General features: G+C 54.1%; 16 protein-coding genes and 2 rRNA genes. 12 read left to right on the top strand and 6 right to left on the bottom strand.

The genetic code is table 11. The features are described from left to right. Positions 1-620: ribosomal RNA gene (locus tag Pla52o_RS05190) — 23S ribosomal RNA — on the bottom strand; the annotation flags it as partial. Between the two features lie 1474 nt (positions 621-2094). Further along, positions 2095-2265 (bottom strand): hypothetical protein, encoded by a 171-nt coding sequence (locus Pla52o_RS26650; protein WP_197169004.1) that lies wholly within the window; start codon positions 2263-2265, stop codon positions 2095-2097. A 941-nt stretch (positions 2266-3206) separates the two neighbouring features. Here Pla52o_RS26650 and Pla52o_RS05185 point away from each other — a divergent pair. After that, a 16S ribosomal RNA gene (locus Pla52o_RS05185) occupies positions 3207-4742 on the top strand. A 1352-nt stretch (positions 4743-6094) separates the two neighbouring features. Beyond that, positions 6095-6238: a hypothetical protein gene (locus Pla52o_RS26645; RefSeq protein WP_197169003.1), complete on the top strand. Its 144-nt coding sequence runs from the start codon at positions 6095-6097 to the stop codon at positions 6236-6238. Positions 6239-6705: 467 nt separating this feature from the next. On the opposite strand, the gene Pla52o_RS05180 is transcribed toward Pla52o_RS26645, so the two are convergent. Both Pla52o_RS05180 and Pla52o_RS05175 read right to left on the bottom strand, forming a co-directional pair. Beyond that, positions 6706-8055: a polysaccharide biosynthesis/export family protein gene (locus tag Pla52o_RS05180; RefSeq protein WP_231612089.1), complete on the bottom strand. Its 1350-nt coding sequence runs from the start codon at positions 8053-8055 to the stop codon at positions 6706-6708. An 83-nt stretch (positions 8056-8138) separates the two neighbouring features. Then, on the bottom strand, positions 8139-9209 hold the full coding sequence (locus tag Pla52o_RS05175) for a hypothetical protein (protein ID WP_146593453.1): 1071 nt from the start codon (positions 9207-9209) through the stop codon (positions 8139-8141). A 495-nt stretch (positions 9210-9704) separates the two neighbouring features. Between Pla52o_RS05175 and Pla52o_RS05170 the strand changes: the two genes are divergently transcribed. From Pla52o_RS05170 to Pla52o_RS05140, 7 genes are all read left to right on the top strand, one after another. Beyond that, positions 9705-11294 (top strand): MraY family glycosyltransferase, encoded by a 1590-nt coding sequence (locus tag Pla52o_RS05170; protein WP_146593452.1) that lies wholly within the window; start codon positions 9705-9707, stop codon positions 11292-11294. A 234-nt stretch (positions 11295-11528) separates the two neighbouring features. Next, positions 11529-12086 (top strand): transcription termination/antitermination protein NusG, encoded by a 558-nt coding sequence (nusG, locus tag Pla52o_RS05165; protein WP_146593451.1) that lies wholly within the window; start codon positions 11529-11531, stop codon positions 12084-12086. Beyond that, positions 12083-13084: a GDP-mannose 4,6-dehydratase gene (locus Pla52o_RS05160; RefSeq protein ID WP_146593450.1), complete on the top strand. Its 1002-nt coding sequence runs from the start codon at positions 12083-12085 to the stop codon at positions 13082-13084. Before nusG ends, Pla52o_RS05160 begins: the two co-directional genes overlap by 4 nt. A gap of 226 nt (positions 13085-13310) precedes the next feature. Continuing rightward, entirely contained in the window at positions 13311-14702 is a 1392-nt protein-coding gene (locus tag Pla52o_RS05155) for a UDP-glucose 6-dehydrogenase (RefSeq protein ID WP_146593449.1), read from the top strand. Positions 14703-14789: 87 nt separating this feature from the next. Further along, positions 14790-15671, top strand: coding sequence for a sugar nucleotide-binding protein (locus Pla52o_RS05150; RefSeq protein ID WP_146593448.1), 882 nt, complete (start codon positions 14790-14792; stop codon positions 15669-15671). Positions 15672-15780: 109 nt separating this feature from the next. Next, positions 15781-16641 (top strand): glucose-1-phosphate thymidylyltransferase RfbA, encoded by an 861-nt coding sequence (gene rfbA, locus Pla52o_RS05145; RefSeq protein ID WP_146593571.1) that lies wholly within the window; start codon positions 15781-15783, stop codon positions 16639-16641. Positions 16642-16919: 278 nt separating this feature from the next. Next, positions 16920-18206, top strand: a complete 1287-nt coding sequence (locus tag Pla52o_RS05140; protein ID WP_146593447.1) for a nucleotide sugar dehydrogenase — start codon at positions 16920-16922, stop codon at positions 18204-18206. Between the two features lie 18 nt (positions 18207-18224). On the opposite strand, the gene Pla52o_RS05135 is transcribed toward Pla52o_RS05140, so the two are convergent. Next, a complete protein-coding gene (locus Pla52o_RS05135; RefSeq protein ID WP_197169002.1) occupies positions 18225-19238 on the bottom strand; it encodes a DUF1559 family PulG-like putative transporter in 1014 nt (337 codons plus the stop codon). 266 nt (positions 19239-19504) lie between these two features. Here Pla52o_RS05135 and Pla52o_RS05130 point away from each other — a divergent pair, with 266 nt between their 5' ends. Continuing rightward, the gene (locus Pla52o_RS05130) at positions 19505-20899 is read left to right on the top strand and encodes a sensor histidine kinase (RefSeq protein WP_146593445.1); all 1395 of its coding nucleotides are present in this window, start codon (positions 19505-19507) and stop codon (positions 20897-20899) included. Next, positions 20896-22323 (top strand): sigma-54-dependent transcriptional regulator, encoded by a 1428-nt coding sequence (locus Pla52o_RS05125; RefSeq protein WP_146593444.1) that lies wholly within the window; start codon positions 20896-20898, stop codon positions 22321-22323. The genes Pla52o_RS05130 and Pla52o_RS05125 overlap by 4 nt, the downstream gene beginning before the upstream one ends. A 166-nt stretch (positions 22324-22489) precedes the next feature. Here Pla52o_RS05125 and Pla52o_RS05120 read toward each other — a convergent pair whose 3' ends face one another. Continuing rightward, a complete protein-coding gene (locus Pla52o_RS05120; RefSeq protein WP_146593443.1) occupies positions 22490-22999 on the bottom strand; it encodes an acetolactate synthase in 510 nt (169 codons plus the stop codon). Positions 23000-23167: 168 nt separating this feature from the next. On the opposite strand from Pla52o_RS05120, the gene Pla52o_RS05115 reads away from it, so the two are divergent. Beyond that, positions 23168-23560 carry an acyl-CoA thioesterase gene (locus Pla52o_RS05115; protein WP_146593442.1) on the top strand — a complete coding sequence of 131 codons (393 nt, stop codon included), beginning with the start codon at positions 23168-23170 and terminating at the stop codon, positions 23558-23560. Positions 23561-23588 lie beyond the last annotated feature (28 nt).

Genomic DNA, 23588 nt, shown 5'->3' with positions numbered 1-23588 from the left:
ACTTCACCAAGCCGTTTACCACAACTCGCCGGATCATTATGCAAAAGGCACGCCGTCACACATTAAAATAGTGCTCCGACCGCTTGTAGGCACATGGTTTCAGGTTCACATTCCTCCCCTAGCAGGGGTTCTTCTCACCTTTCACTCACGCTACTGGTACGCTATCGGTCGTTAGAGAGTATTTAGCCTTACGGGATGGTCCCCGTGGATTCAGTCCAGGTTTCACGTGACTGGACCTACTCAGGTGCTCCTATGGTGCATGCTTATTTTCGTGTACGGGGCTGTCACCCGCTATGGCGATCCTTCCCAGAATCTTCCACTAACAACACACAATCCAATATCGAAGTCCTACAACCCCGCGAAGGAAACCTTCACGGTTTGGGCTATACCGATTTCGCTCGCCGCTACTGACGGTATCGATTTTTCTTTCTCTTCCTCTGGTTACTTAGATGTTTCAGTTCACCAGGTTGTAACTAACCTGCCTATGAATTCAGCAGGCAGCAATCGGGTATCCCGGGATCATCGCTTGTTTGTCAACTCCCCCAGGCATTTCGCAGACTTCCACGCCCTTCATTCTTCTAACGCCAAGACATCCCCCATGTGCCCTTAATAGATTGGCCATCGAAATCCCGAACTCAAAAGTGTTTGACCACAATCAAGCGCGACAAATCGTTGGTTTCTATGATTAACGATATCACATGTGGTGATTGCTGCTTTACTCCACCCACTCCGAAGAGAAGGCTTCACTGACTACAGCAATCACGTTGCACAGAATCCTATAAGAATACATTCTCGCCAACGCTTTCCATTGCGACCCGCACAGTAAACTGCGTGAATCGAACTTAGGCGTTGGCAACGCTTCTCAGAACTTGTTTTCACTTCTCTCGCTTTGAAACAGAGCCTCCCAAGACTTAGTCTTGAGCTGAACTGCCCTTTGCGAGTGTAGTGCTCTTTCAGATGCCAACTACCAAACAACCAGATTGTCAAATATCAATGCGTTGCGTTCGAGTGTAAGTCGATAGTGCAACGGACGCTGCCTTGTGAGCAGCCGGTTGACGTCATCTTTGGTAGGCGAGCAAGTCGCGTTCCGTTCTTGGCGTCAGCCGGTTGGTCACAGGTGAGGGCGAAGAATAGGGGCGCCGGCTCCCGGCGTCAATGACGTTTGAGGGTTATTCTCGAAAAGATTTCAAAAGCGGGCTCCCGCCAGCAGCCAAGCCTCGCCTATCGACGAAACAGAACCCCGTAAAACACGGCACTTTCTGACCCAACTTCACTCCCAGCTCTCACGAAGACTTCTTTGAAATTTATTCGCTCGTCATCGTGGACACCGCTTGGAAACGAAGTCACCTTCCTCTGATTCCGCGCCAGACCGCAACCGCAAGGGGCTTTGGCGAAGCTGCGAAGCCTAGGCAATCATGCCGTCGAGCGTGGGTCTCGGCGGCAACATCGTTCGCCGACCGACTCCGGCTCACGGCTGGACCTATTTTCAAGTTTGCGGCCCATTCCATGCTCGAACTGAGCACTGAAAGAGAGCGGAACCAAAGACAGGGAAACCTTCATGCCAACCATCCGGATCGATCGTTTTCTAAAACCATCGATCCGGACTCCCGCTATGAACCACTTCGGCGGTGGAACTCGGCTGCTCTCACTTAGACATGGATCCTTAGACATGCATATTGGACCAATGATGCCTTTGCCCCGATCCCGTCCGATGAAAATGCCTAAACAACCACCCCATCTTCGGATCGCCAAACCTTCCTTCACGCTGCAATCCCGAGACTCCGCTCAACGACCGCTAGCGACAAACGCCCAACGCGATCCGCTTTGTCACTAAACCGGGGTTTCATCTCGCGAAGCCGTGCGAGTCGGCCAGTGTTTTCCGAACGTTTCACTCTCCGCGACCGGGTGGGCCCCGCGCCGCACCTAAAGTCGACGACGCCGAACCCACGCCACCGGGGAACTCGACGAATGCCGAATACGCAACAGTCACAATGCGTTATACAGCGATGCGAGTATCAAGCCGCCTCGCCCACCGCAGAAGCGACCGAGGATTTTGACATTATACTATGCTGCAAGAATTTTCGATTTACTGCTCTAGTGGACGTGATCGCTGACTTCGCTGCTCCAACATGCAAAATACTCCGGAAGCACAGCCCACCGACGCGTCGCCAAGTCGAGAACGCCCCCCGTCCGTCGGCCTCCCTTTGCGATCTGGCCCGGATCGATCTGGCCAGGACTGATCTGGAACTGATGGTTCAAAGGCATTGATCGTTCAAGGGCATCCCGCTTTCGAACGGCTAACGAGCCAAACCGCTGGATCACCCGGCGAAGGGGGAGGTCAACGTTTGATTTTCCCCATCGCACAACCGCCGATCACGGACGAGGTCTTGCGGACGTACTGCCACAGGCGAGGCAACCACATGGACGGGCAACAAAGCATTCACGGATGCAGCCGCGTCGCAGAAATCCGCCAGCCGCCGACGCCCGTGGAGACCCATTGCCTCCGATCGCGCTAGCCCGACCTACGATTTCCGGTACCGCAGCCGACCGAGACGGAAGTTCCACAACGATCGTTCCTGAAAACCGTTCCTGGGAAATCGCCGCTTCGCGGCGCCGCCACATCGCCAATCGGGCCCATTCACCCCGTTTTCGGACGGTGCACCTCCCGCTTCCAACCCGCCGGGGCTTCAAAACGGGGTTCAAAACCAGCGCCAAAACCGAGCTCGCAACCCAAAGGTGGCAATGTCCAAGCAGATTAGGACCATGAAGCCAAAGTTTTCCCCAAACTTCTTCGAAACGAACGCGAACGCGTTTCGCCCCGTAAAACACGCCTCTTTTGTCGAATCCCGCGTTCGATTTACGATCATCTGCCGATCTAATTCATGAAAATCCTGAAAAGTGGACCGTACAGCCTTGACCCAGAAGGGAAGATCCGTAATCATCCCTCTCTCAAGGTTGGCAACAACATTCGCTCACCAGCGAAGACTAAACGTTCCAGCCTCGACCGATCATTGACAATTTGGTGATGAAACTTCTGTTGAGTTCAGTTGCGAGGTCATTCCTCGACACTGCTTGCTGTTGATGCAAGATGGTGTCGAAACAATGGCGAATCGCTGAGGGTCTTTACCGAGGCCCTCAGAGCAGAATCAACTTTCGGTTTAACTTTGCTTTCTCCCGGTCAGCTTGCTGGCTGGTGAATCAATACAAAATTGAAGGGTTTGATCCTGGCTCAGAATGAACGTTGGCGGCGTGGATTAGGCATGCAAGTCGTACGAGAACCTCAAATAGCTTGCTAGGAGAGGGGACAGTGGCGAAAGGGAGAGTAAGGCGTGGTTACATGCCCTCGAGCTCGGGATAGTAACGGGAAACTGTTAGTAATACCGAATAATATCTTTGGATCAAAGGTGAGATTCCGCTTGAGGATTGGACCGCGTGCTATTAGCTAGTTGGTGAGGTAATGGCTCACCAAGGCTACGATGGCTACCGGGTGTGAGAGCATGGCCCGGCTCACTGGGACTGAGACACTGCCCAGACACCTACGGGTGGCTGCAGTCGAGAATCTTTGGCAATGGGCGAAAGCCTGACCAAGCGACGCCGCGTGCGGGATGAAGGCCCTCGGGTTGTAAACCGCTGTCAGAAGCTAGGAAATGCTAGGGGGTTATCCCCTTAGTTTGACCGATCTTCAGAGGAAGGACGGGCTAAGTTCGTGCCAGCAGCCGCGGTAAGACGAACCGTCCAAACGTTATTCGGTATCACTGGGCTTAAAGCGTTCGTAGGCGGCCTAGAAGGTGAGATGTGAAAGCCCACGGCCCAACCGTGGAACTGCGTTTCAAACCACTAGGCTCGAGGAAGACAGGGGTGATGGGAACTTATGGTGGAGCGGTGAAATGCGTTGATATCATAGGGAACACCGGTGGCGAAGGCGCATCACTGGGTCTTTTCTGACGCTGAGGAACGAAAGCTAGGGTAGCGAACGGGATTAGATACCCCGGTAGTCCTAGCCGTAAACGATGAATACTGGGTTGAGGGGACTTCCACATCCTCTCGGCCGTAGCGAAAGCGTTAAGTATTCCGCCTGGGGAGTATGGTCGCAAGGCTGAAACTCAAAGGAATTGACGGGGGCTCACACAAGCGGTGGAGGATGTGGCTTAATTCGAGGCTACGCGAAGAACCTTATCCTAGACTTGACATGCTTGAGAATCCCTATGAAAGTAGAGAGTGCCCTTCGGGGAGCTCTTGCACAGGTGCTGCATGGCTGTCGTCAGCTCGTGTCGTGAGATGTCGGGTTAAGTCCCTTAACGAGCGAAACCCTTATCTTTAGTTGCCAGCGGGTAATGCCGGGGACTCTAAAGAGACTGCCGGTGTCAAACCGGAGGAAGGTGGGGATGACGTCAAGTCCTCATGGCCTTTATGTCTAGGGCTGCACACGTCCTACAATGGTACGGACAAACGGACGCAATACCGCGAGGTGGAGCAAATCCTAAAAACCGTGCCTCAGTTCGGATTGCAGGCTGCAACTCGCCTGCATGAAGCCGGAATCGCTAGTAATCGTAGGTCAGCATACTACGGTGAATGTGTTCCTGAGCCTTGTACACACCGCCCGTCAAGCCACGAAAGTTGGGAGGGCCCGAAGTCACCAAGCTAACCCGCAAGGGAGGCAGGTGCCGAAGGTCAGCTCGACAATTGGGACTAAGTCGTAACAAGGTAGCCGTAGGGGAACCTGCGGCTGGATCACCTCCTTTCTAAGGATCTTAGAAATCGACTTGTTGTTCGCTCTTCGGAGTGATTAGCAATGTCGGATCCGTGGAAGTGACCTTGCACTACACTCAACAGAATTCAGATCTTCGGGTCTGTGTCATCATCATAATCAAACGGATAACCCGTTTCGGACTGTCGCCAGCCGAGACGGGTTTTTTCGTGCGCGCATTGCAACATTGCGTTCACTTTGGCGGGCCGACCGATTGCATTCGACTCTGGCTCAGCGACTCCAACTGAAAACACTCCGGCTCGCAACCCAGCGCCAAGCTCGGTCGTGAACGTTTGAAGAAACCGGGTAGACGCAAAACGCTGAGCATGGCTGCCTCTTCGCGACCTTCCCTCCACTCTCGCCATCGCCATCCTTCGCCGCATCGCGAACCTAGATCCTTGCATGCAAACTGGGGGCGGCCGACGGCGGAAACGAAGGATGCAATCCCGGTTCCGAGTATCGAACGCGATCGCGTGACCACTCCCACCCGCTCAGCCTTATGCGGCGGGGGAATGGTGTGTGAATCAGGCTATCGATCGGCATCGGCGGCAACTCCCACGTTTCCTCATTGAATTGCCACCTTTGCTCCCGAGGGCAAGAGTGAGGAATCACACTTTATCTCTCGAATTGTTGCGCTATGTTGAGACGCCCCCGGTTGGCAGTGGCTAGCAAATTGCCATGGGATTCGGGGCCGGTGGCCTCCTTTTTATCCCGGTACATGTTGTTCGGGGAACTGGGTGGCGGTTTGACCAAGACAGCGACTGTCATCCCAAACTTCATCCATTTGAGTCCTACTCAAACCGATGAGATGCTCCTGGAACAATTCGCTCACGGATTTGGTACCGCTGCTACGGTGTTTCCATATTCAATCCCTCACTAGGACGCTCCAAGTTGTAGACGTTTCGCCAAGGATCAAATCCCTCTTGAGCTTACGTCCGCCTGCACAGTGAACGATCTTGCAGGACTTCTCGTATCAGCGTGCTGATTGAAATCCTTTGAGCTTGCCGCGGTCCAGGGGGATAGGGTGAACAACCGTAAATCACATCCACGCCCTAACGCATCAACTACGCGGTAAGATTTGCCTGACGCACCAAGTGACTACCGCCCCAAGGGGTACCGTTGTCGAGGCAAATCGCGTCTGGAAATCCGAAGATCGTGAACACTTTTCGAAAGGTCCGTGGACCGTTTGCCGCGTCTGATTCCCGCAAGCGAGGATCCCCCGTGAAAACGGAGAGTGATCGCCCATCAGGGGTTGCCGGTAACAATCGCTCTCGTTGTTCAGCGTGAACTCGCGTTGGAAGTCGACTTGCCATAGGTCGTTGGGACGCTCTCGCTCGAATCGCGTCCATGGCTTTTGCTTGGCCGATTCAGCGTCACGGATTCGAGCATGTCGCTTCCGTGACCGAGACGATCGTGATGGGCGCAGGCCGTATGTTTTCACCGATGACTTCGATCCGCTTGCGAAACATCGAACCGTCCCAGGCCGGGTGAGCACCGCGGATCTGCAGCACCTTTTGGTCGATCTCTGCGGACGTCTGTGCGGGTGATCCGTGAAATTTTCGCGAGCGATCCGTCCGAAGTTCTTCGGCGGAAGCTCGATGACGCTCTCGTCACCTGTAGCCGGTCTGGCGTGAGATCCCCATTCGCTCGCACAGTCTGCGGAAATTGCTCCCGTCGGTCTTTGCCCAACCGACAAACGCTTCTCGCTGGGACACTCGATCGAGCTCTTATCAGCTGATCCTCGCTCCCGAAAAGAGCGAGGATGGTTACTGCAAAAAACGTCCCCCATGTCTCCGGTTCGCACAGGGAGTCGGGCCTACGACCTATTTAAGGTTGTGCTAGTGCGGCAGATTTCCCACACGGCACGCACCAGGAATCGTTCGCAAAAAAAAAAACCGCCGCACACAGAGGTAAACCTCAGTGTGCGGCGGTTTGCGTCAAACCTTGCTAATGAGCGGCTAGTTGCGGAACAACTCACGAACCCCGAATGTAAAGAAGGTCCCCAAGCCGAAGTTCAGTAGTTCTTCCTCACACTTGTATTGCAGGATGATGGTGTCGCCAGCCTGAATCAAGGGCCGTTGTCTCGGATCATTGAGTGCTTTCGCTAGATCAACCTCGATCGCGACCTGACCATTACCTGGCGTCTTGCGGAGAATATAGACGAGCCCTGGCGGAACTCCTCCGATGCTCGAAACCCCGCCGCCGAGTCCTCCGCCACCACGTTGATTGTTACTGGCACCCAGTCCCTGGCCCGCAAGTGCCATCGCGCCGACCACGTCGAGGTCGTAATCACGCGGCAGCGGGAACTCGCCTCCACCCAACATGCCACCGGTGTAGTACACTTCGGTTTCTCTCGATTCGATGTAGACAATATCGCCTGACTCGAGACGTACGTCGGCATCGGTAATATTGGGAACCACACCTGGCTTGACTCGCAGTGGAATACGGAGAATCGATGGATCCTCGGGCAGTTCCGGAAGGTGTGCACAGGGATTGAGCTTAGCCGCTTGCTGCTGAGCATAAAACTGTTGTACGAACTGAGCCCGCTTCCTCTGATCTGCTTTATTTGCCCGAAGAATCTTGACTTCATTCTTCGCAGTCAATCCAGGCAATCCGCCTGTTTCCACAAGTGCATGCAGAATATCGTTCTGGTAGGCCCGCAGCTTCACCAAGCCTCCGCTCGCGCTTTGATCGGAAAGGCCTCGGATTTCGTCGCCGCCTCCGGAGCGAGTGGCTGTATCTTCGCGAACCACGATCACGTCATAAGTACGCTCTTTGATGATCGTAACGATCGGACGTGCTTTTTCGGGACGCAAAATCTCGCTATCGATATAGGCATCACGAATTGCTTCACGAACCTGGTCGAGCGTTAACCCCTCGACCTGGAGTGGTTCGATTAGCGGCAACGCCAATGTCCCATCGTCCTGGACCGCGATCGGATAACCAATCGAAGGCGGTAGGGTGCTGTCCGCGTCGGGGAAGTTGACCGGCGGCGGTTCCGGCGGCGCGTTTGGTGGATTGAAAGGCAGGACGCCTTCGATATACACACCAAGAATGTCGCCTCCCGACAACTGGTAATCCCGTGGCGGCTCAAGTGACAGCAACGAGATATCTACGGGCACGAGATCGTTTTTTGGCTCGGCAAAAAACTCTGGCGGCAATCGGTTCGCGGGCACACCATCAATTGGCTGCGTCAGCGTCGAGCAGCCGCTAAAGGCTGTGCAAAAAAGGCCGGCAGCGGCAGCGGTCTTGAAAGACCGCAATACACGGAACGCCCGTTTTTTGGCTTGCAAAGGTTTCCTGTTCATCCCTGAACTCTCTATCGAATGACAATGCTTATGCGTAAATGGGGCGCTTCTTGGCGTCGCCAGAACTAATCTCAGAGCCGTGCTTACTGGAAGCTAAACGGCAACTTTCCGGTCGCGGAACTCGCCGCAGGCGTGGAACTCACCGAAGCCTCAGCCGCGGACTCCAAACCTTCCTGCTGGTAATCTGCGTAGACCTGATCGATGTTGAAATCGTTTTCCAAACCGATCGATTCGGGTGCATCCGTATCACCGCTGAATCTTGGCTCAAGATCTGGTACCCCATCGGAGGATGCCGAGAACGTGTAGCCACCATCACTCTGCATCGGCAGAGCAGCGTCAACTTCACTGAAACCGCTGGTGTCATTGAGCAGCACCGTTGGCGCGTCCTCACGATCAACCGGGACACTCAATTGAGATGACGGACGACCGAAATCACTTCCCACGTCGTCAAGAAACGGACTCGTTATGTGGTCGTCGTGATCGTCGTGATCGAGCAACGTCGGTGCGGTTGGATGAGGCAAAACCGCCGCCGGATGCGGACCTGCGGGACGATGCGCGGTTCCAACGCCGCTCCAATGCCCGACTCCATCCTGCTCGGCTGCTTTGGCTCCCATTGGGAATCCAGCAAACCAATCATTTACGGCGACTTGGCCGTTAGACGACTGATACATCCACCCCCAATACTGGGAAGGAGCAATCGCTGGAGTACAGCCATGCCCTCCGTCGCAGATATCCAGATATCCCTGGATGAAACCATCCTTGAAAGCGTTCGATGGATTACCGAAGTTTTCCTTCTGGCAATGCCACGCCTTCGCTGCCATCGTTTTATTACGGTGGCCAATCATAAATTCATTGACGCCGTCATGATTCTTCAAGGCGTGCGTCGCGCCACTGATCATCGTACATCCGCCTGCGCTGAGCACGACAACCGAAAGCCCTGTTAACAGAGCAGCGCGAGTGAGATGATTCAGCCTCCGTGCTCGATTGCTCAAACGACATGCCACCTCCCCCTGACTCATGCCAAAACGGGTGAACGCTTTGGATACAGAAGATTTCGATACAGAAGATTTTTGATTCAACATGATCTTCCCGGCCGCGACGCCACTCTGGACGCTGATTCGTGATTGCGGCAAAAATTTTGAACGAATCGCCATTTGGCCCCCCTTTTGGCAGCAAAGGCATTCCGTGTTCTAGTCCGACAATTGGTGCGGGTTGTGCTAGAAAGAACACCCGCTCAATGGTATGTATCGCCGTGACGGCTGTGAGGGATTAACCAAAAGTTTCGAAAACACGCATTGGGGCGACTATTTCGATCGTATGGAGTAAAACGATCGAAACCGTCAAACACAGCTCTAGTGGTGAAACTTTGACGACGGTGCCGTTCTCCTTTCAACGAATTCGGCCTTTTTTCGCATATCACCCCCATCTTGGTGCCCATTTAGTTTTATAATGGGCGGAAATTGATTTTGATTGCATTGCCTTTTCGCCCCCCAACATGACGATAGCCGACGACGAGTCCTGCCTACATCAGTTGCAAATGCGGGTCCCACAAGCTGCCCCCCAGCTCTAGCGGTCAGCTAAATTGACGACGAAGATTGCCGAGCACGAAGAGCCCCCCCATCTAGACTTACAACTCTCAGGCGAACCTTATGAACTGGTTGCTGCTAAGCGGCCTCACGGTTTCCGCAGCTAGCGCGCTGATCCTCGTCCCTCTGATCCGAGCGATCGCAATCCACGCCGGGTTAACCGACAAGCCGGACAGTGAACGAAAACTGCACCAAACGCCGGTTGCCCTGGGCGGAGGCGTGGCGGTATTCGCTGCGCTGTTAATTGGCTTGGGTACGACGGTTCTCATCGATCGCCATTTCAATCATTTTTCGCTTGGCCACTTTAGCTCAAAATGGTACGTGCTCTTCCTCGCCGCAGCTGCGGTGTTGTTGGTCGGTTTGATTGATGATCGCTGGCCATTGCGGGGGCGACTCAAATTACTGTTCCAATGTTTGATCGTTGCCAGTGTGGTGGGAAGCGGAACGATCATCAAGCAAATCAATGTGATTGGTTTCCACCTCGAGCTTGGAAATTTCGCGTTCCCGATCACGATGCTTTGGTTGCTGATTGCCATCAACGCCTTGAATCTGATCGACGGTGCCGACGGCATGGCAACTACGGTGGGCTGTATTGTTTGCGCGGGGCTGGGATTATTAAGCAGTCGCTCAGGCGTCAACTTAACGGGGACGCTTTGCTTCGTATTATCCAGCGCGCTACTGGGATTCCTGGTTTTCAATCGGCCTCCGGCGACAATCTACCTTGGCGATGCCGGCAGCATGATGATTGGGTTCTTTGTGGGAGTCCTATCGATCTGGAGCAACACCAAGGAATCGACCGTATTGGCGTCGGCTCCCGTTGCAATCCTGGCCCTCCCGCTGTTTGATTCCTCCGCAGCGATTTTGCGTCGATGGCTCACCGGTCGCAGTCTCTACGCTACCGATCGAGCCCACTTACACCATCTGTTGCAGGCCAAATACGGCAGCCTCGGGATGCTTGCGGTGGTTGCAAGTATGTGTTTGATTACGACGACCCTTTCGTTTGTCTCCACCTACTACTCGCTGCCTTGGCTCGCTATCGCCGGGGCATTGCTTGTCCTCAGCATCCTCATTTTGACACGCTCGTTCGGCCACGCAGAATCAAAGCTACTAGCCATTCGAACCTTACATTTTTGCCGTTCATTTTCGGCCTCCCCAACCCAATGCGACACGCAGAAGCAGCATCGAATCCATGCACTTCAGGGATCAGGTTGTTGGGAAACGGTTTGGGAACCTTTGGTAGAGCTCGCACGATCCCATGAACTGGCAAGCATCAAAATCAACCTAAATCTAGCCTGGTTGCATGAGAGCTATCACGCCTCTTGGCACAGCGTGCGTTTGCCTGATAAAGCCTTGCAGCTGACGATGTGTGTCCCCCTATTCACTCGCTGTACCAAAGACGGTCGTGAGTTGGTGATCGGGCGATTGGAGATTGTTGCTCCCGCCAAGTCACCGCAGATATATACAGAAATCTCTCAGTTCATCGAGCATTTGAACGAACTCGTCCCTCAAATTGACCATATCATTGAATCGTTGGAAAACCCTCGCAAAGCCGATCCAGGAGCCTTCTTTTGGCCGAAGTCCGAACAGTTGCAAGGGCCATTGGGTTCAACCCCAAAAGGGCGGACCGATGCAACGGTATTGAGTTCAAAGTGACCGCAACGGAATGCGAGGGAAACGAGTAACCCCCAGTCCGTTCTTTCCTCACAACAGTCATGGCTAGCATCAACAGTGATAAAGCGCTGCGGAGCTTGCCGAGTTGCGGTTGTTGATCCCGACAAGTTATATCATCTTGGTCGGCTGTCTCGTCCTGTTTCGCCTCACTTCTATTTGGTTGCTTGAGTCGAGCATTCGGATATCCCCGACGACTCATTTATCTGCAAATCGCCGATGCCCATCCTGCCCCAAGAACCCGATTGCTTTCCCGAGGACTTGCTAAACCAATCGGTGATTCTCGCTCACAAGTGGTGGTTGATGTACACCAAATCACGGCAAGAGAAGCAATTGATGCGTCATTTGCGGAAACATGAGATTTGGCATTACGGGCCGCTGATTCCACAGCGTAAACGGTCCCCCGCCGGCCGCATGCGAACGAGCTACGTTCCGCTGTTCAGCAATTACGTGTTTGTTTGTGGTGAGAATGACGAGTCGCGTTATCAAGCGATCTGTAGCGGTTGCATTCAGAAGGCAGCAGACATCACCGAGGTGGATGAGTTTGTTGCGGATCTAAAACAAATCTATAACCTGATCCATCTAGGGGTTCCGATGACGATCGAAAGTCGTTTGGAGCCCGGTCAGAATGTTCGTGTTAGAAGTGGTTCCTTTGCCGGCTATGAAGGCACCATTCTCCGGCGTGAACAAGAAACGCGATTGTTGGTCTGTGTTCGTTTCATGGAACAAGGAGTCAGCGTCAAACTTGAGGATTGTCAATTGGAGCTGATCGGATGAAGTCGGCGTTAATCACAGGGATCACCGGCCAAGACGGCTCCTATTTGACCGAATGGTTACTCCAAAAGGGCTACACCGTCCATGGCTTGGTGCGTCGCAGCAGCATCACGCAGCGGACGCGGCTTGACCATCTTTTTCATGATCCATCGATCTACAATCATCGTTTGTTCTTGCATTACGCGGATCTCGATGACACGACCACAATCCGGCGCATTTTGGTTCGCACCCGTCCCGATGAGGTTTATCATCTAGCCGGGCAAAGTCATGTCGGTGCCAGTTTCGACATTCCCGAAACGACGTGCCAATTTACTGCCATGGGGACCCTGAAGCTTCTCGAAATCCTCCGCGATCTGGAAAAGCGTCCCCGGTTATTGCACATCAGCAGCAGTGAAATTTTTGGACGGCCGATCGAGAGCCCCCAGAACGAAATGACGCCCATGCGTCCAGTGACGCCGTATGGCGTCGCGAAAACATTTGCAACCCAAATGGTAACCCTGTACCGCGAATCGTTTGATTTGTTCGCCTGCAATGCGATTTGCTACAACCACGAATCCCCGCGTCGTGGTGAATCGTTTGTGACTCGAAAAATCACCCGTGCAGCGGCGGCCATCTCCCTGGGAATGCAGGACGAATTGGTGCTTGGCTCCCTCGATACCGTGCGTGACTGGGGCTACGCCCCCGACTATGTCCAGGGGATGTGGTCGATGTTACAGCAAGACACCGCGGACGACTTCATTTTGGCAACCGGCACTCGTAATACGGTCGAAGACTTCTTGGCAGCTTCGTTTGATGCGGTGAACCTCGATTGGCGCCGCTATGTTCGTCAAGACAAAGCGTTTATGCGACCGTCGGAAGTCCAGCGGTTGATTGGAGATCCAGCGAAAGCGTGGCGGCAATTGAATTGGAAAGCGACGCTCACGCTTCCGGACCTGGCAAAACAAATGGTCGAGTATGATCGTTCCAAAATGATCTCCAAACGCGATGCCGATCGCCGCTAATGCAGGATACGAACAAGCGGCCTGCATTCCCTTGGAGGCCATTAACCACCATCTGGGGACGGGTTCATCCCCTAAGACAAAAGTAACTCGGTCGAGTTTACCAATTGCGTTACATTCATGATCAATCAGGCTAGGGTCATTCGATGTGCGCTGTGCCCGCCCCTCAAAGCCTAGCCCTTCTCTCAGTCCACCTTTCATATACTCCACACGTCCCCCCCGAAATTTCATGAAGATCTGTTGCATTGGAGCTGGCTACGTCGGCGGCCCCACGATGGCGATGATTGCCAAACAGTGCCCGGAAATCGCGGTTCACGTCGTCGATCTGAACCCGCAACGTATTGCGGCATGGAACTCCGACACATTGCCGATTTACGAGCCCGGCCTCGATGAGGTTGTCCGGGAAGCTCGCGGCCGCAACTTGACGTTTTCGACAAACGTTGACGAAGCGATTGCGGAAGCGGATATCATCTTCATTGCGGTCAACACACCGACGAAGCATTTTGGAATTGGAGCGGGTCGCGCCGCAAACCTGGAGTTCATCGAAAAATGTGCGCGGCAAATAGCGAAGGTTTCCGAGGGTCATAAAATTGTTGTCGAAAAATCGACCTTGCCGGTGCGTACCGCCGAAGCAATCAAACGCATCCTCTCCTCCGCTGATAATGGAGCGACGTTTGACGTTTTAAGTAACCCCGAATTCCTTGCCGAAGGGACTGCGATCGACGATCTGCTCGATCCCGATCGTGTTTTGATTGGAGGCGAATCTCCCAAGGCGGTCCAAACGTTAGCGGAGGTCTATGCCCAATGGGTTCCACGAGAAAAAATCCTGAGCACGAATCTATGGAGCAGCGAACTTTCCAAGCTGACTGCGAACGCCTTCTTGGCTCAGCGAGTCTCGAGCATCAATGCGATTTCTGCGCTGTGCGAGGCAACCGAAGCCGATGTCGACGAAGTCTCCAAAGCGATTGGAACCGACTCGAGAATTGGCCCTAAGTTCCTAAAGGCATCGGTCGGTTTCGGAGGCAGTTGTTTCCAAAAAGACATCTTGAACCTCGTCTACCTATGCGAGCACTTTGGGCTTCGCGAAGTGGCTGACTATTGGGAACAGGTCGTAATCATGAACGACTACCAAAAACGTCGTTTTGCCGAGCGGATTTGTCGCACGATGTTTAACACGGTCAGTGACAAAAAAATTGCCATCTTGGGATTTGCGTTCAAAAAGGACACCAACGACACACGTGAAAGTGCTGCGATCTACGTTTGCCGCGATTTACTTCGTGAACGTGCTCGCTTGGTGATCTATGACCCCAAAGTCGAGAAGGAAACCATCGTCTCCGAACTGCTGTCAGCCTTAAGCGATTTATCGGGAACGATTTCCGACCTCGACCGCGAACTCGTCGAATCGAATGTCACCGTTGTCGATAACGCCTACGATGCCGCGATCCATTCACACGCCATCGCACTGCTGACCGAGTGGGATGAGTTCCGCACACTCGACTTTGAACGCATTTACCAAACGATGCAGAAACCCGCGTTCATCTACGACGGACGCAACATTCTCGATCGCCAAGCGTTGAGGAAAATTGGTTTTGAAATTTTTGCGATCGGCAAAAGCAACTAACGACGTCCGACGCAGACCGTCCCTTGCCATCACCGATCCATTGATTCTTGCGGCAATTTGAATTTGAACGACTAACCTGAGATTGCCATGATTATCATCCTCGGTAGCAGCGGCTATATCGGTAGCGAATTCACAAAGATGTTCGACCGGCAAGGGATTGAATATCGTGGTATTTCACGACGGGAAGTTGACTACAGCCATCGCGATTCGCTGATCCGATTGATCCGGGAAACCAAACCGGAGTTCCTGATCAATGCCGCCGGTTACACGGGCAAACCCAACGTCGATGCCTGTGAATTGCACAAGGCCGATTGCTTGATGGGCAACGCGGTGTTGCCAGGTGTGGTGCGTGAAGCATGCGAGTCCGAATCTCTGACGTGGGGACACGTTTCATCCGGTTGCATCTATACAGGTGCTCGCGAAGACGGCAGCGGCTTCCGTGAAACCGACCCTCCCAATTTTTCGTTTCGCACCAACAATTGCAGCTTTTACTCGGGGACCAAGGCGCTTGGCGAAGAAGTGCTTGCGGGTGCTGAGAACTGCTATGTTTGGCGTTTGCGCATCCCTTTTAACCACGAAGAGACGCCGCGCAACTACCTGACCAAATTGATGCGTTACAATACCCTGCTCGAAGCAACCAATTCTGTCTCGCAGTTAAACGAATTCGTACAAGCCTGCTTAGAAACCTGGACCCAACGCGTCGACACCGGCATTTACAACATCACCAACCCAGGCAAAATCACAACGCGACAAGTGGTCGCGATGATCCAAGCCCATCTGTTGCCCGAGAAAGAATTCAAGTTCTTTGACGACGAAAGTCAATTCATGCAATTCGCCGCCAAAACACCACGATCGAATTGCGTGATGGACAGCAGCAAGTTGCTCGCAACAGGAATCCATTTAACGCCCATTGAAGAAGCCATCGAACACGCATTGAAATCATGGACGCCTGCCCCGACGACGAGCTAATCCGCGTAAACAGGGCGTGTTTCGGGGGAAATCACCCCAGCCCACACGTCGCTTTGCGACCGCCTCGAATCACCTCGCTCCTAGACGCAACACATTGGGGACCTCCATGATGAAGGGTATTATTCTTGCAGGCGGATCGGGCACTCGGCTACATCCCGCGACTCGGGCGGTCAGCAAACAATTGATTCCGATCTACGACAAGCCGATGGTCTACTATCCGCTGTCCACGCTGATGCTGGCTGGAATCCGTGAGATCCTGCTGATTTCGACTCCTCAAGACTTGCCAGCGTTTGAGCGATTGCTCGGCGACGGATCTCAGTGGGGCATCGAACTGAAGTACGCCGAGCAACCCAATCCCGAAGGGCTGGCCCAGGCATTCATCATCGGAGCCGAATTCATAGGCAAGGATCGCGTCGCCCTGGTGTTGGGAGACAACATTTTCTACGGGCAAGGATTTCGAAAAACGTTGGCAACCGCAGCACAAAAGCAACAAGGTGCCACGGTGTTTGGTTATCAAGTGACCGACCCCGAGCGATATGGCGTGGTCGAATTTGATGCCCAGGGAACGGTGATTTCGATCGAGGAGAAACCCTCCAAAGCCAAATCTAATTACGCCATCCCCGGATTGTATTTCTATGACAATTCGATCATTGAAATCGCGGCAAACCTTAAACCCTCCGCGCGTGGCGAATTGGAAATCACCGATGTTAACCGCCTTTATATGGAACGAGGCGAGTTGACCGTGGAACTATTCTCCCGCGGATTCGCCTGGCTTGATACGGGCACCAAGGACTCCTTGTTGGACGCGTGTAACTTCGTGGCCGCGGTGGAGAAACGGCAAGGGTTGAAAATTGCCTGCCCGGAAGAAATCGCGTACATCAATGGGTTCATCGATCGCGCCCAGCTGCTGAAATTGGCGGAGGAATTCAACAACGATTACGCCCAATATTTGCGATCGGTGCCCCGCTAACAACAAATCAACCGAAAACGAATCAACCAAAAACGAATCAACCGACAACGAACCTCTCCACGACGGCGTCGAGTCTAGGATGCCAACGAGTTCCGCCCAGGAAAACGAGGGAGTCGAACAAACCGAGCATATTCTTGCTTCGAAATTCGTTTTGGGAGAGGTCGATTGACTAGACTAATTGCCAAGCGTGCCCCCTTAATCACGATTACGATCACGATCACGCCCCGATTACACGCGACGCCTCCCTTCCTTTTTCCTCAAACTCAGTACAACGGAACATGAACGATCTTGCCATTGTCGGTCTCGGCTATGTCGGCCTACCCCTTGGGCTTCAATTTGCCAAGAACCACTGCCAGGTGCTTGGCTTGGATATCGACAAAGCCAAGGTCGACGCAATCAATGCGGGCAAGTCGTACATCCATCACATTTCGCAGGAATCGATCGAGGAACAAGTCGACGCGGGGCGTTTAAAAGCGAGCACGGACTTTAGCTTGGTTAGCGAATCGCGAGCCGTTGTGATCTGTGTTCCAAGTCCGCTCAATAAGAATCGTGAACCCGATATCTCTTACATTTTAGAAACGGGAGCTGCGATCGCGCCCTATCTAACCCCGGGTACCTTGGTCGTACTTGAATCGACGACCTATCCGGGAACCACCGACGAAGACCTGCGAACGGTGCTCGAACAAGGCTCAGGATTGACCGCCGGCAAGGATTTTCATCTCGCATTTTCGCCCGAGCGAGAAGACCCTGGAAACCCGGACAGCAAGGTAGCGATGATTCCCAAAGTCGTCGGCGGATTGACTCCCGCATGCTTGGAAAAAGCGACCGAATTATACTCGCGTGCGGTACAGAAGATCGTGCCGGTTTCAAGTTGCCGCGCCGCGGAAGCAACGAAGCTATTGGAAAACATTTTTCGCAGCGTCAACATCGCCTTGGTCAACGAATTGAAGGTCGTCTACGAAGCGATGGGGATCGATGTTTGGGAAGTGATCGAAGCGGCCAAGACGAAGCCATTTGGATACATGCCGTTCTATCCCGGGCCCGGCCTGGGCGGTCACTGTATCCCGATCGATCCGTTTTATTTGACCTGGAAAGCGCGCGAGTATGGTCAAGCCACTCGCTTTATCGAATTGGCGGGCGAGATCAACACCTCGATGCCCAACTACGTGGTCCACAAAGTCGCCGATGCACTTAACACCGTTCGCAAACCGCTCAACGGAAGCAAGGTGTTGTTGGTCGGATTGTCATACAAGGCGAATGTCGACGACGATCGCGAATCGCCTGGCTACATCCTGCTTGACATGCTTAAAAACACCGGTGCCGAAGTCGCGTTTTACGATCCGTATATTCCGGTGATTCGCCCCAGTCGTGAACACGCTCATTGGGCTGGGACCCAGTCCGTCGAGTGGAATCGAGCGACGATCGCAAGCTTTGACCTGACGTTAATCGCGACGGCTCACGCCAACGTCGACTATCAACAACTTTGTGACTGGTCCCAATTAGTCATCGATACGCGAAATGCAACTCAAGGGCTACAAACCTCCACCACGATCGTCAAGGCGTAAGCATCCTCCGCGGGCTCGTTAGCGTTCGCGTTGGACCAGTTCGTGGCCCGCTCGCGTGCCCATTGCTCTCCAGACCGTGATCTCGACCGACTCCGAGACACTGGAAACCGAACCGTCGAGGTAGGCGACTTGTACTAAGCCTGGGTGATAACTACGCGCGGTCACCGCGGCGTAGGTCGGCTGCCCAGCGTTGCCGTTGCGACCTTCTTGCCAAGCATTGTAATCGATATCAAATTCGTTTCCGCCGCTCGTATATGGGACGCTGGTGCCCGGCGTCAACGTGGTTGTAAACCCGGTGTGATGGACGCGACCATCGGGCCATTCGGTGTGCCCCGTCGCAGGCTCCAATTTAAAACTTGTCGCCATCGCCGCGGCAGCCGCGACCTCGCTGGCATGGGTGGGCACCTGAGTGGACGCGGGGCCGCCGTTTCGCGTGTACGGTGTCCAGGCCTTTACTTCCGCCACCAACAGCGTCTCGCTAGTTCCATCCAAGCAGTCACGAAACCGCAAAAACGAATTTGGATAGAACATTCCGTCCCCACCTTGTTGGCTGCGGGGGTCAAACACGAACCAGGTCCCAAAATTAAAACCGTAACTGGTCGGATACAACCGCGGACGTCCCGCTCCGGGATCTCTAGCTTGGCCCGCGCCGGGATCGCTGGGACAGGCGTAGGTCGAAATTTGCAAATTGTCGATCGCCATTTGGTTATCCCAAGGCAATGACAAGTCGACCCTCTCGTACAGGTTTCCCTGTTCAAGAAACGGTAAGATTCGCCCGTGGACGCCCCAGGACCCATTGTTTCCCGTACTGGAAACCTTCAAATCCACCGTGGCTGAAGGTGGAAACATGCTGAACGTGGCATGATAATTGTGGGACGCCAACGCCAGTTGTTTCAATCGATTTTGACACTGCATCCTTCGCGCCGCCTCGCGAGCGGCTTGGACCGCAGGCAGTAACAAACCCACCAAAACACCGATAATGGCAATCACGACTAGCAGTTCAACAAGGGTAAAGGCACGCTTTGGGTTCATTGATCGCACGGGGTGCTTTCCTGGAATCGGGGAGGACGGAGCGAATACGGATCGAAGTAGGCCCGTCCTATAAGCATGTCTCATACCAACGGCTGAAAACGCAAAATCGCCGTCGGGACGGAGCTTGGTTTCCCTTCACGCGACCGCGAAACCGCCGCATTTTTCGCCACGCGACGGATAAATCACCATCGCGGAGGCGGCGTTTGATAACCGTCGAGCCTTGAGTATCATTGGCGTTTTCGACTCGATCAATAGAGACTTTCCACGTGAGCCCGCGTTTCCGCTCGCTACGACTCCGCTTGCTAGTGCCGTTGATCGCCGCTTCGATGATCGCCGCCACCGCGGTCACGATCGCATCGTATCGCTTGGGCGATCGTTGGTCCCGTGCTTCGATCGAAACACGCTATGATTCGATCGAAGCGACCCTTGCCGGATCTCCCTTTCCGCTGACGCAATCGATCGTTCAATCGCTTTCACGGCTGACCGATACCGAGCTGATCGCGATCGCAAAAAGCGGACGAATCACCAACGCCTCGATTCCCGTTCCCCTCCAATCCTGGCAGCCCCCCCTGACAGCGAAATCCGCTACAAACGACTTCGCCAAGCGAACCCTCGGTGCGGAAGTCTATCTCTACAAAGTTTTTTCCCGCCAAGGCCCTGCGGCGGGCAACGATGGCGTCGACCGCATCGCAGTGCTGTTCAACAACCACGATCGGAACCGCGCCCGCATTCGAGCCGCCGCGTTCCCATTGGCAACTGGATTTTCGACGATTCTGCTGTTGTCGTCGGTCACGTTCTGGATTGCCAATCGATTGATCAATCGGCTTTCGCATCTCCAGCGTCAAGTCAATGCAATCGCCGAAGGGCATTTTGATACCGAGATCCCCACCGACCCGACCGATGAACTTGGGCTGCTAGGCGCGTCAGTCCAAAGGATGTCGGATCAGTTATCAGAAATGTGGCAGCAATTGAATCGAACTCAAGGCGAGAAATTGTTGCACCAACTCGCATCGGGACTCGCCCATCAATTGCGAAATAGCTTGACAGGCGCCCGCATGGCAATCGAATTGCACCAACGCAGTTGCCACGAATCGGACGAGACAAGCCTCTCCATCGCGATAGACCAGATCGAACAAACCGAAGACTACGTTCGCCAACTCACCCTCGTCGCCGCGGGCAAGCAAGACGAAGATCGTCCAGAACGATTGGTGGATTGCGTCAAACACCTGCGTCACAGCCTCGATCCGATTGCCAAACATCGCCATGTCGATGTGCATTGGTCGCTCACCAACGACTTAGCCGAAGTCGAGGTCTGCGATGGACCGAGCTACTCCGCAGCGGTTTCGAATCTCGTTCTCAATGCGATTGCCGTCGGATCCAACGTGCACGTCAATGTGTCGCAAACGAGCGAATCGCAATGCTGCATCGAAATCATCGACGATGGCCCAGGACCTCCTGAAACGCTGGCCGATCAAATTTTTGAACCGTTTGTTACCAGCAAGCCCGAAGGCCTCGGGCTCGGGCTCGCGTTGGTTCGCCGAACGGCGTTACGCCATGGTGGATCCGTCACCTGGGACCGCCGCGAAGGCATGACGCGATTCACCTTTACCGCCCGCACTTGTTCTCCCCGCCTCCCCGCTCCCCGCGACGAATCCCGATGACCCCCAAACGCTGCATTCTTGTTGTCGATGACGAGCCGACCATTTGCTGGGGTTTCCAGCGTCTGCTAAGTGATGCGGGGCATGAAGTGCTGATCGCCTCTTCCGCCGAAGCGGCACTACAGATCGCCCATTCCCGGCCGCTTGATTTGATTCTGCTCGACGTCCGTTTGCCCGGTGAAGACGGCATCAGCGCGTTGCCTCAATTACGCCAAGCCAGCCACGACGCTCCGGTGATTGTCATGACCGCATTCGGCGATTTGGAAACGGCGGTCGGCGCGGTTCATGCCGGAGCTTGTGACTATCTCACCAAGCCGTTTCGCTTAGAAGACGCAGCCCAAGCAGTGGAACAAGCTCTCCACGCGGGTCCCCCCGTGCAAGCCGACGAGAGGGCAACGCCCGCAGGGGCGGATGCTTCATTATTGGTCGGCAAATCCCCGGCGATGCAACAAGTATTCCGTCAAATCGCGTTGGTAGCTGACAGCGACTTATCGGTGCTGATCACGGGCGAAACGGGCACCGGCAAAGAACTCGCGGCCGCTGCGATCCATCGCCATAGTCGCCGCAGTGACAAACCCTACTTGCCAATCGCTCCAGTGACTTTGAGCGAAACGGTGATTGAGAGTGAGTTGTTCGGGCATGTCAAAGGCTCCTTCACCGGGGCGGACGCCGATCGAAAAGGGCTGTTTGAATTATCCAGTGGTGGTTCGATTCTATTGGATGAAATCGGTGAACTTCCGCTCGCGATTCAAGCGAAATTATTGAGAGTCTTAGAACAAGGCGAATTTACCGCCGTTGGCGATGTCGTCCCTCGCAAAGCGAATGTACGGATCATCGCCGCCACGAACCGTGACCTTGAAAAAGCAGTTCAACAAGAAACGTTTCGCGAAGATTTGCTATATCGGCTCAGCGCCGTTTCCATCCGCTTGCCGCCACTCCGGCATCGCAGCGAAGACATTCCGATGTTGATTGAATATTTCCTCAGCCGCATCGGTTACCCATCCGCGGCCCATGCCATCGATGAATCGGTAATCGAGGAATTACAAAAACGACCTTGGTGGGGAAATGTTCGGGAGCTGCGAAACGCGGTCGAGCATGCATCGGTGCTAGCGCGGGGACGTCCTCTGAGACTGGATGACTTCCCGGAGCCAAGGCAAGGCGGCACGCTCGAACTCGCCGCAGGCGGTTCGCTGGCCGCCGCAGTCGCGACATGGACTCAACGCGAGCTATCCAACGCTCCGACCGACCTGCGCGATCTCAATGAGCGTTTTCTGTCGGCGACCATGCCGACGTTTCTGCGACTTGTCGTGCAACACACCGAGGGCAATCGCGCTGCCGCGGCGGAGATGCTGGGCATGCACCGAGGAACATTGCGTGAATGGCTTAAACGCTATCCGCCCGAAACGGAAACGACCGAAGAGACGTAGCCCGAGACCAAATCACGCTTCACGACTTGACCCGGCTACTTGCCCCCTGTGACGGTTGGGTTGCGGCGGTTGAGTTCTCGTCACCTTGCCGTAACTCCCCCTGCGCTGTGGTCCAGCCTACGAACGCAGCAATTTCGCTGGGGGGAGGGGGACTGAAAACCGAACGCTAGGGTTCGTTGATCGGATTGTCGTCCAAGTCACCTTCGGTCAAGATCTGAAAGCCTTTTTCATGCAGCGTTTTCATCGCAAATTCGATATTTTCGACCATGATCGCTACCGCCGGCTTGCCGTGCGGGCGGACAAACAACGGATAGGCTTGAATGATGTTCAGCTCCGCTTGCAACAGCGCCGTACAAACGCGTAGCAATGGCTGAGGTCCGGCTGGTAATTCGACTCCGATCAGATCGGTCTCGATAATCGCCAAACCACTGCGTTCAAGAATTTCACGTCCGCGGTCCGCATCACTTACGAGAAAGCGAACGAAGGCACATTCCGCAGCATCGCTGATCGAAAGGGCACAAATTCGGATTCCCGTCCCTTCGAAGCGTTTGACCACCTCTAACAGTTGGCCCACTCGATTTTCGAGAAAAACCGTGAACTGACGAAGTGCCGGAAAATCTCGACCGCGAGCGGTCTGATATGCGGTCACTGAATCGGATCCATCGCCAGCGCTCATCGTAAGCTCGTCTTGTTACGTAAATACTGTTAGAAAATCAAAGGGAAGTTTACGCTTCGACCACATCAAGGGTCAATCTTTGCCAATTTTCGGATCGCCAGCGAGCGCTCGCCGAATACTCCGATTTAACCACCATTCCAACGATTAAACCGATAAACGGGAACCTCAATGAAAGCGGATCTACTTAAAAGCGGCTCAAATCACCAACTCGAACTTCGGGTTGGTTATTACGAAACCGATGGACAAAAACGTGTCCACCACGCCAACTACTTGACTTATTTCGAGCGAGGACGGGTTGAAATGCTGAGATCCGCGGGACTCAGCTATAAACAATTTGAAGATTCGGGACGGATGCTGGTTGTGACGGAAATGAATATAAAGTATTTCGCCGCCGCCGAATTTGACGATCTACTAACCATCACGACAACACTGATCGAGGCGAAAAAGGTGCGGATGTACCACGCCTACCGTATCGAGCGTGACGGCAAATTGGTTGTCGAAGCGACCTCCACGATCGCTTGTGTCGACAACCAAGGACGCCCTAAGCGATTGATCAGCTGAGACCGACTGCGGAGTTCCGAAGGTAATT

The organism is Novipirellula galeiformis (assembly GCF_007860095.1).
Taxonomy (GTDB): Bacteria; Planctomycetota; Planctomycetia; order Pirellulales; family Pirellulaceae; genus Novipirellula; species Novipirellula galeiformis.
The sequence above is the reverse complement of the archived record's forward strand: the minus strand, read 5'-3'. Positions and strand labels throughout refer to the sequence as shown.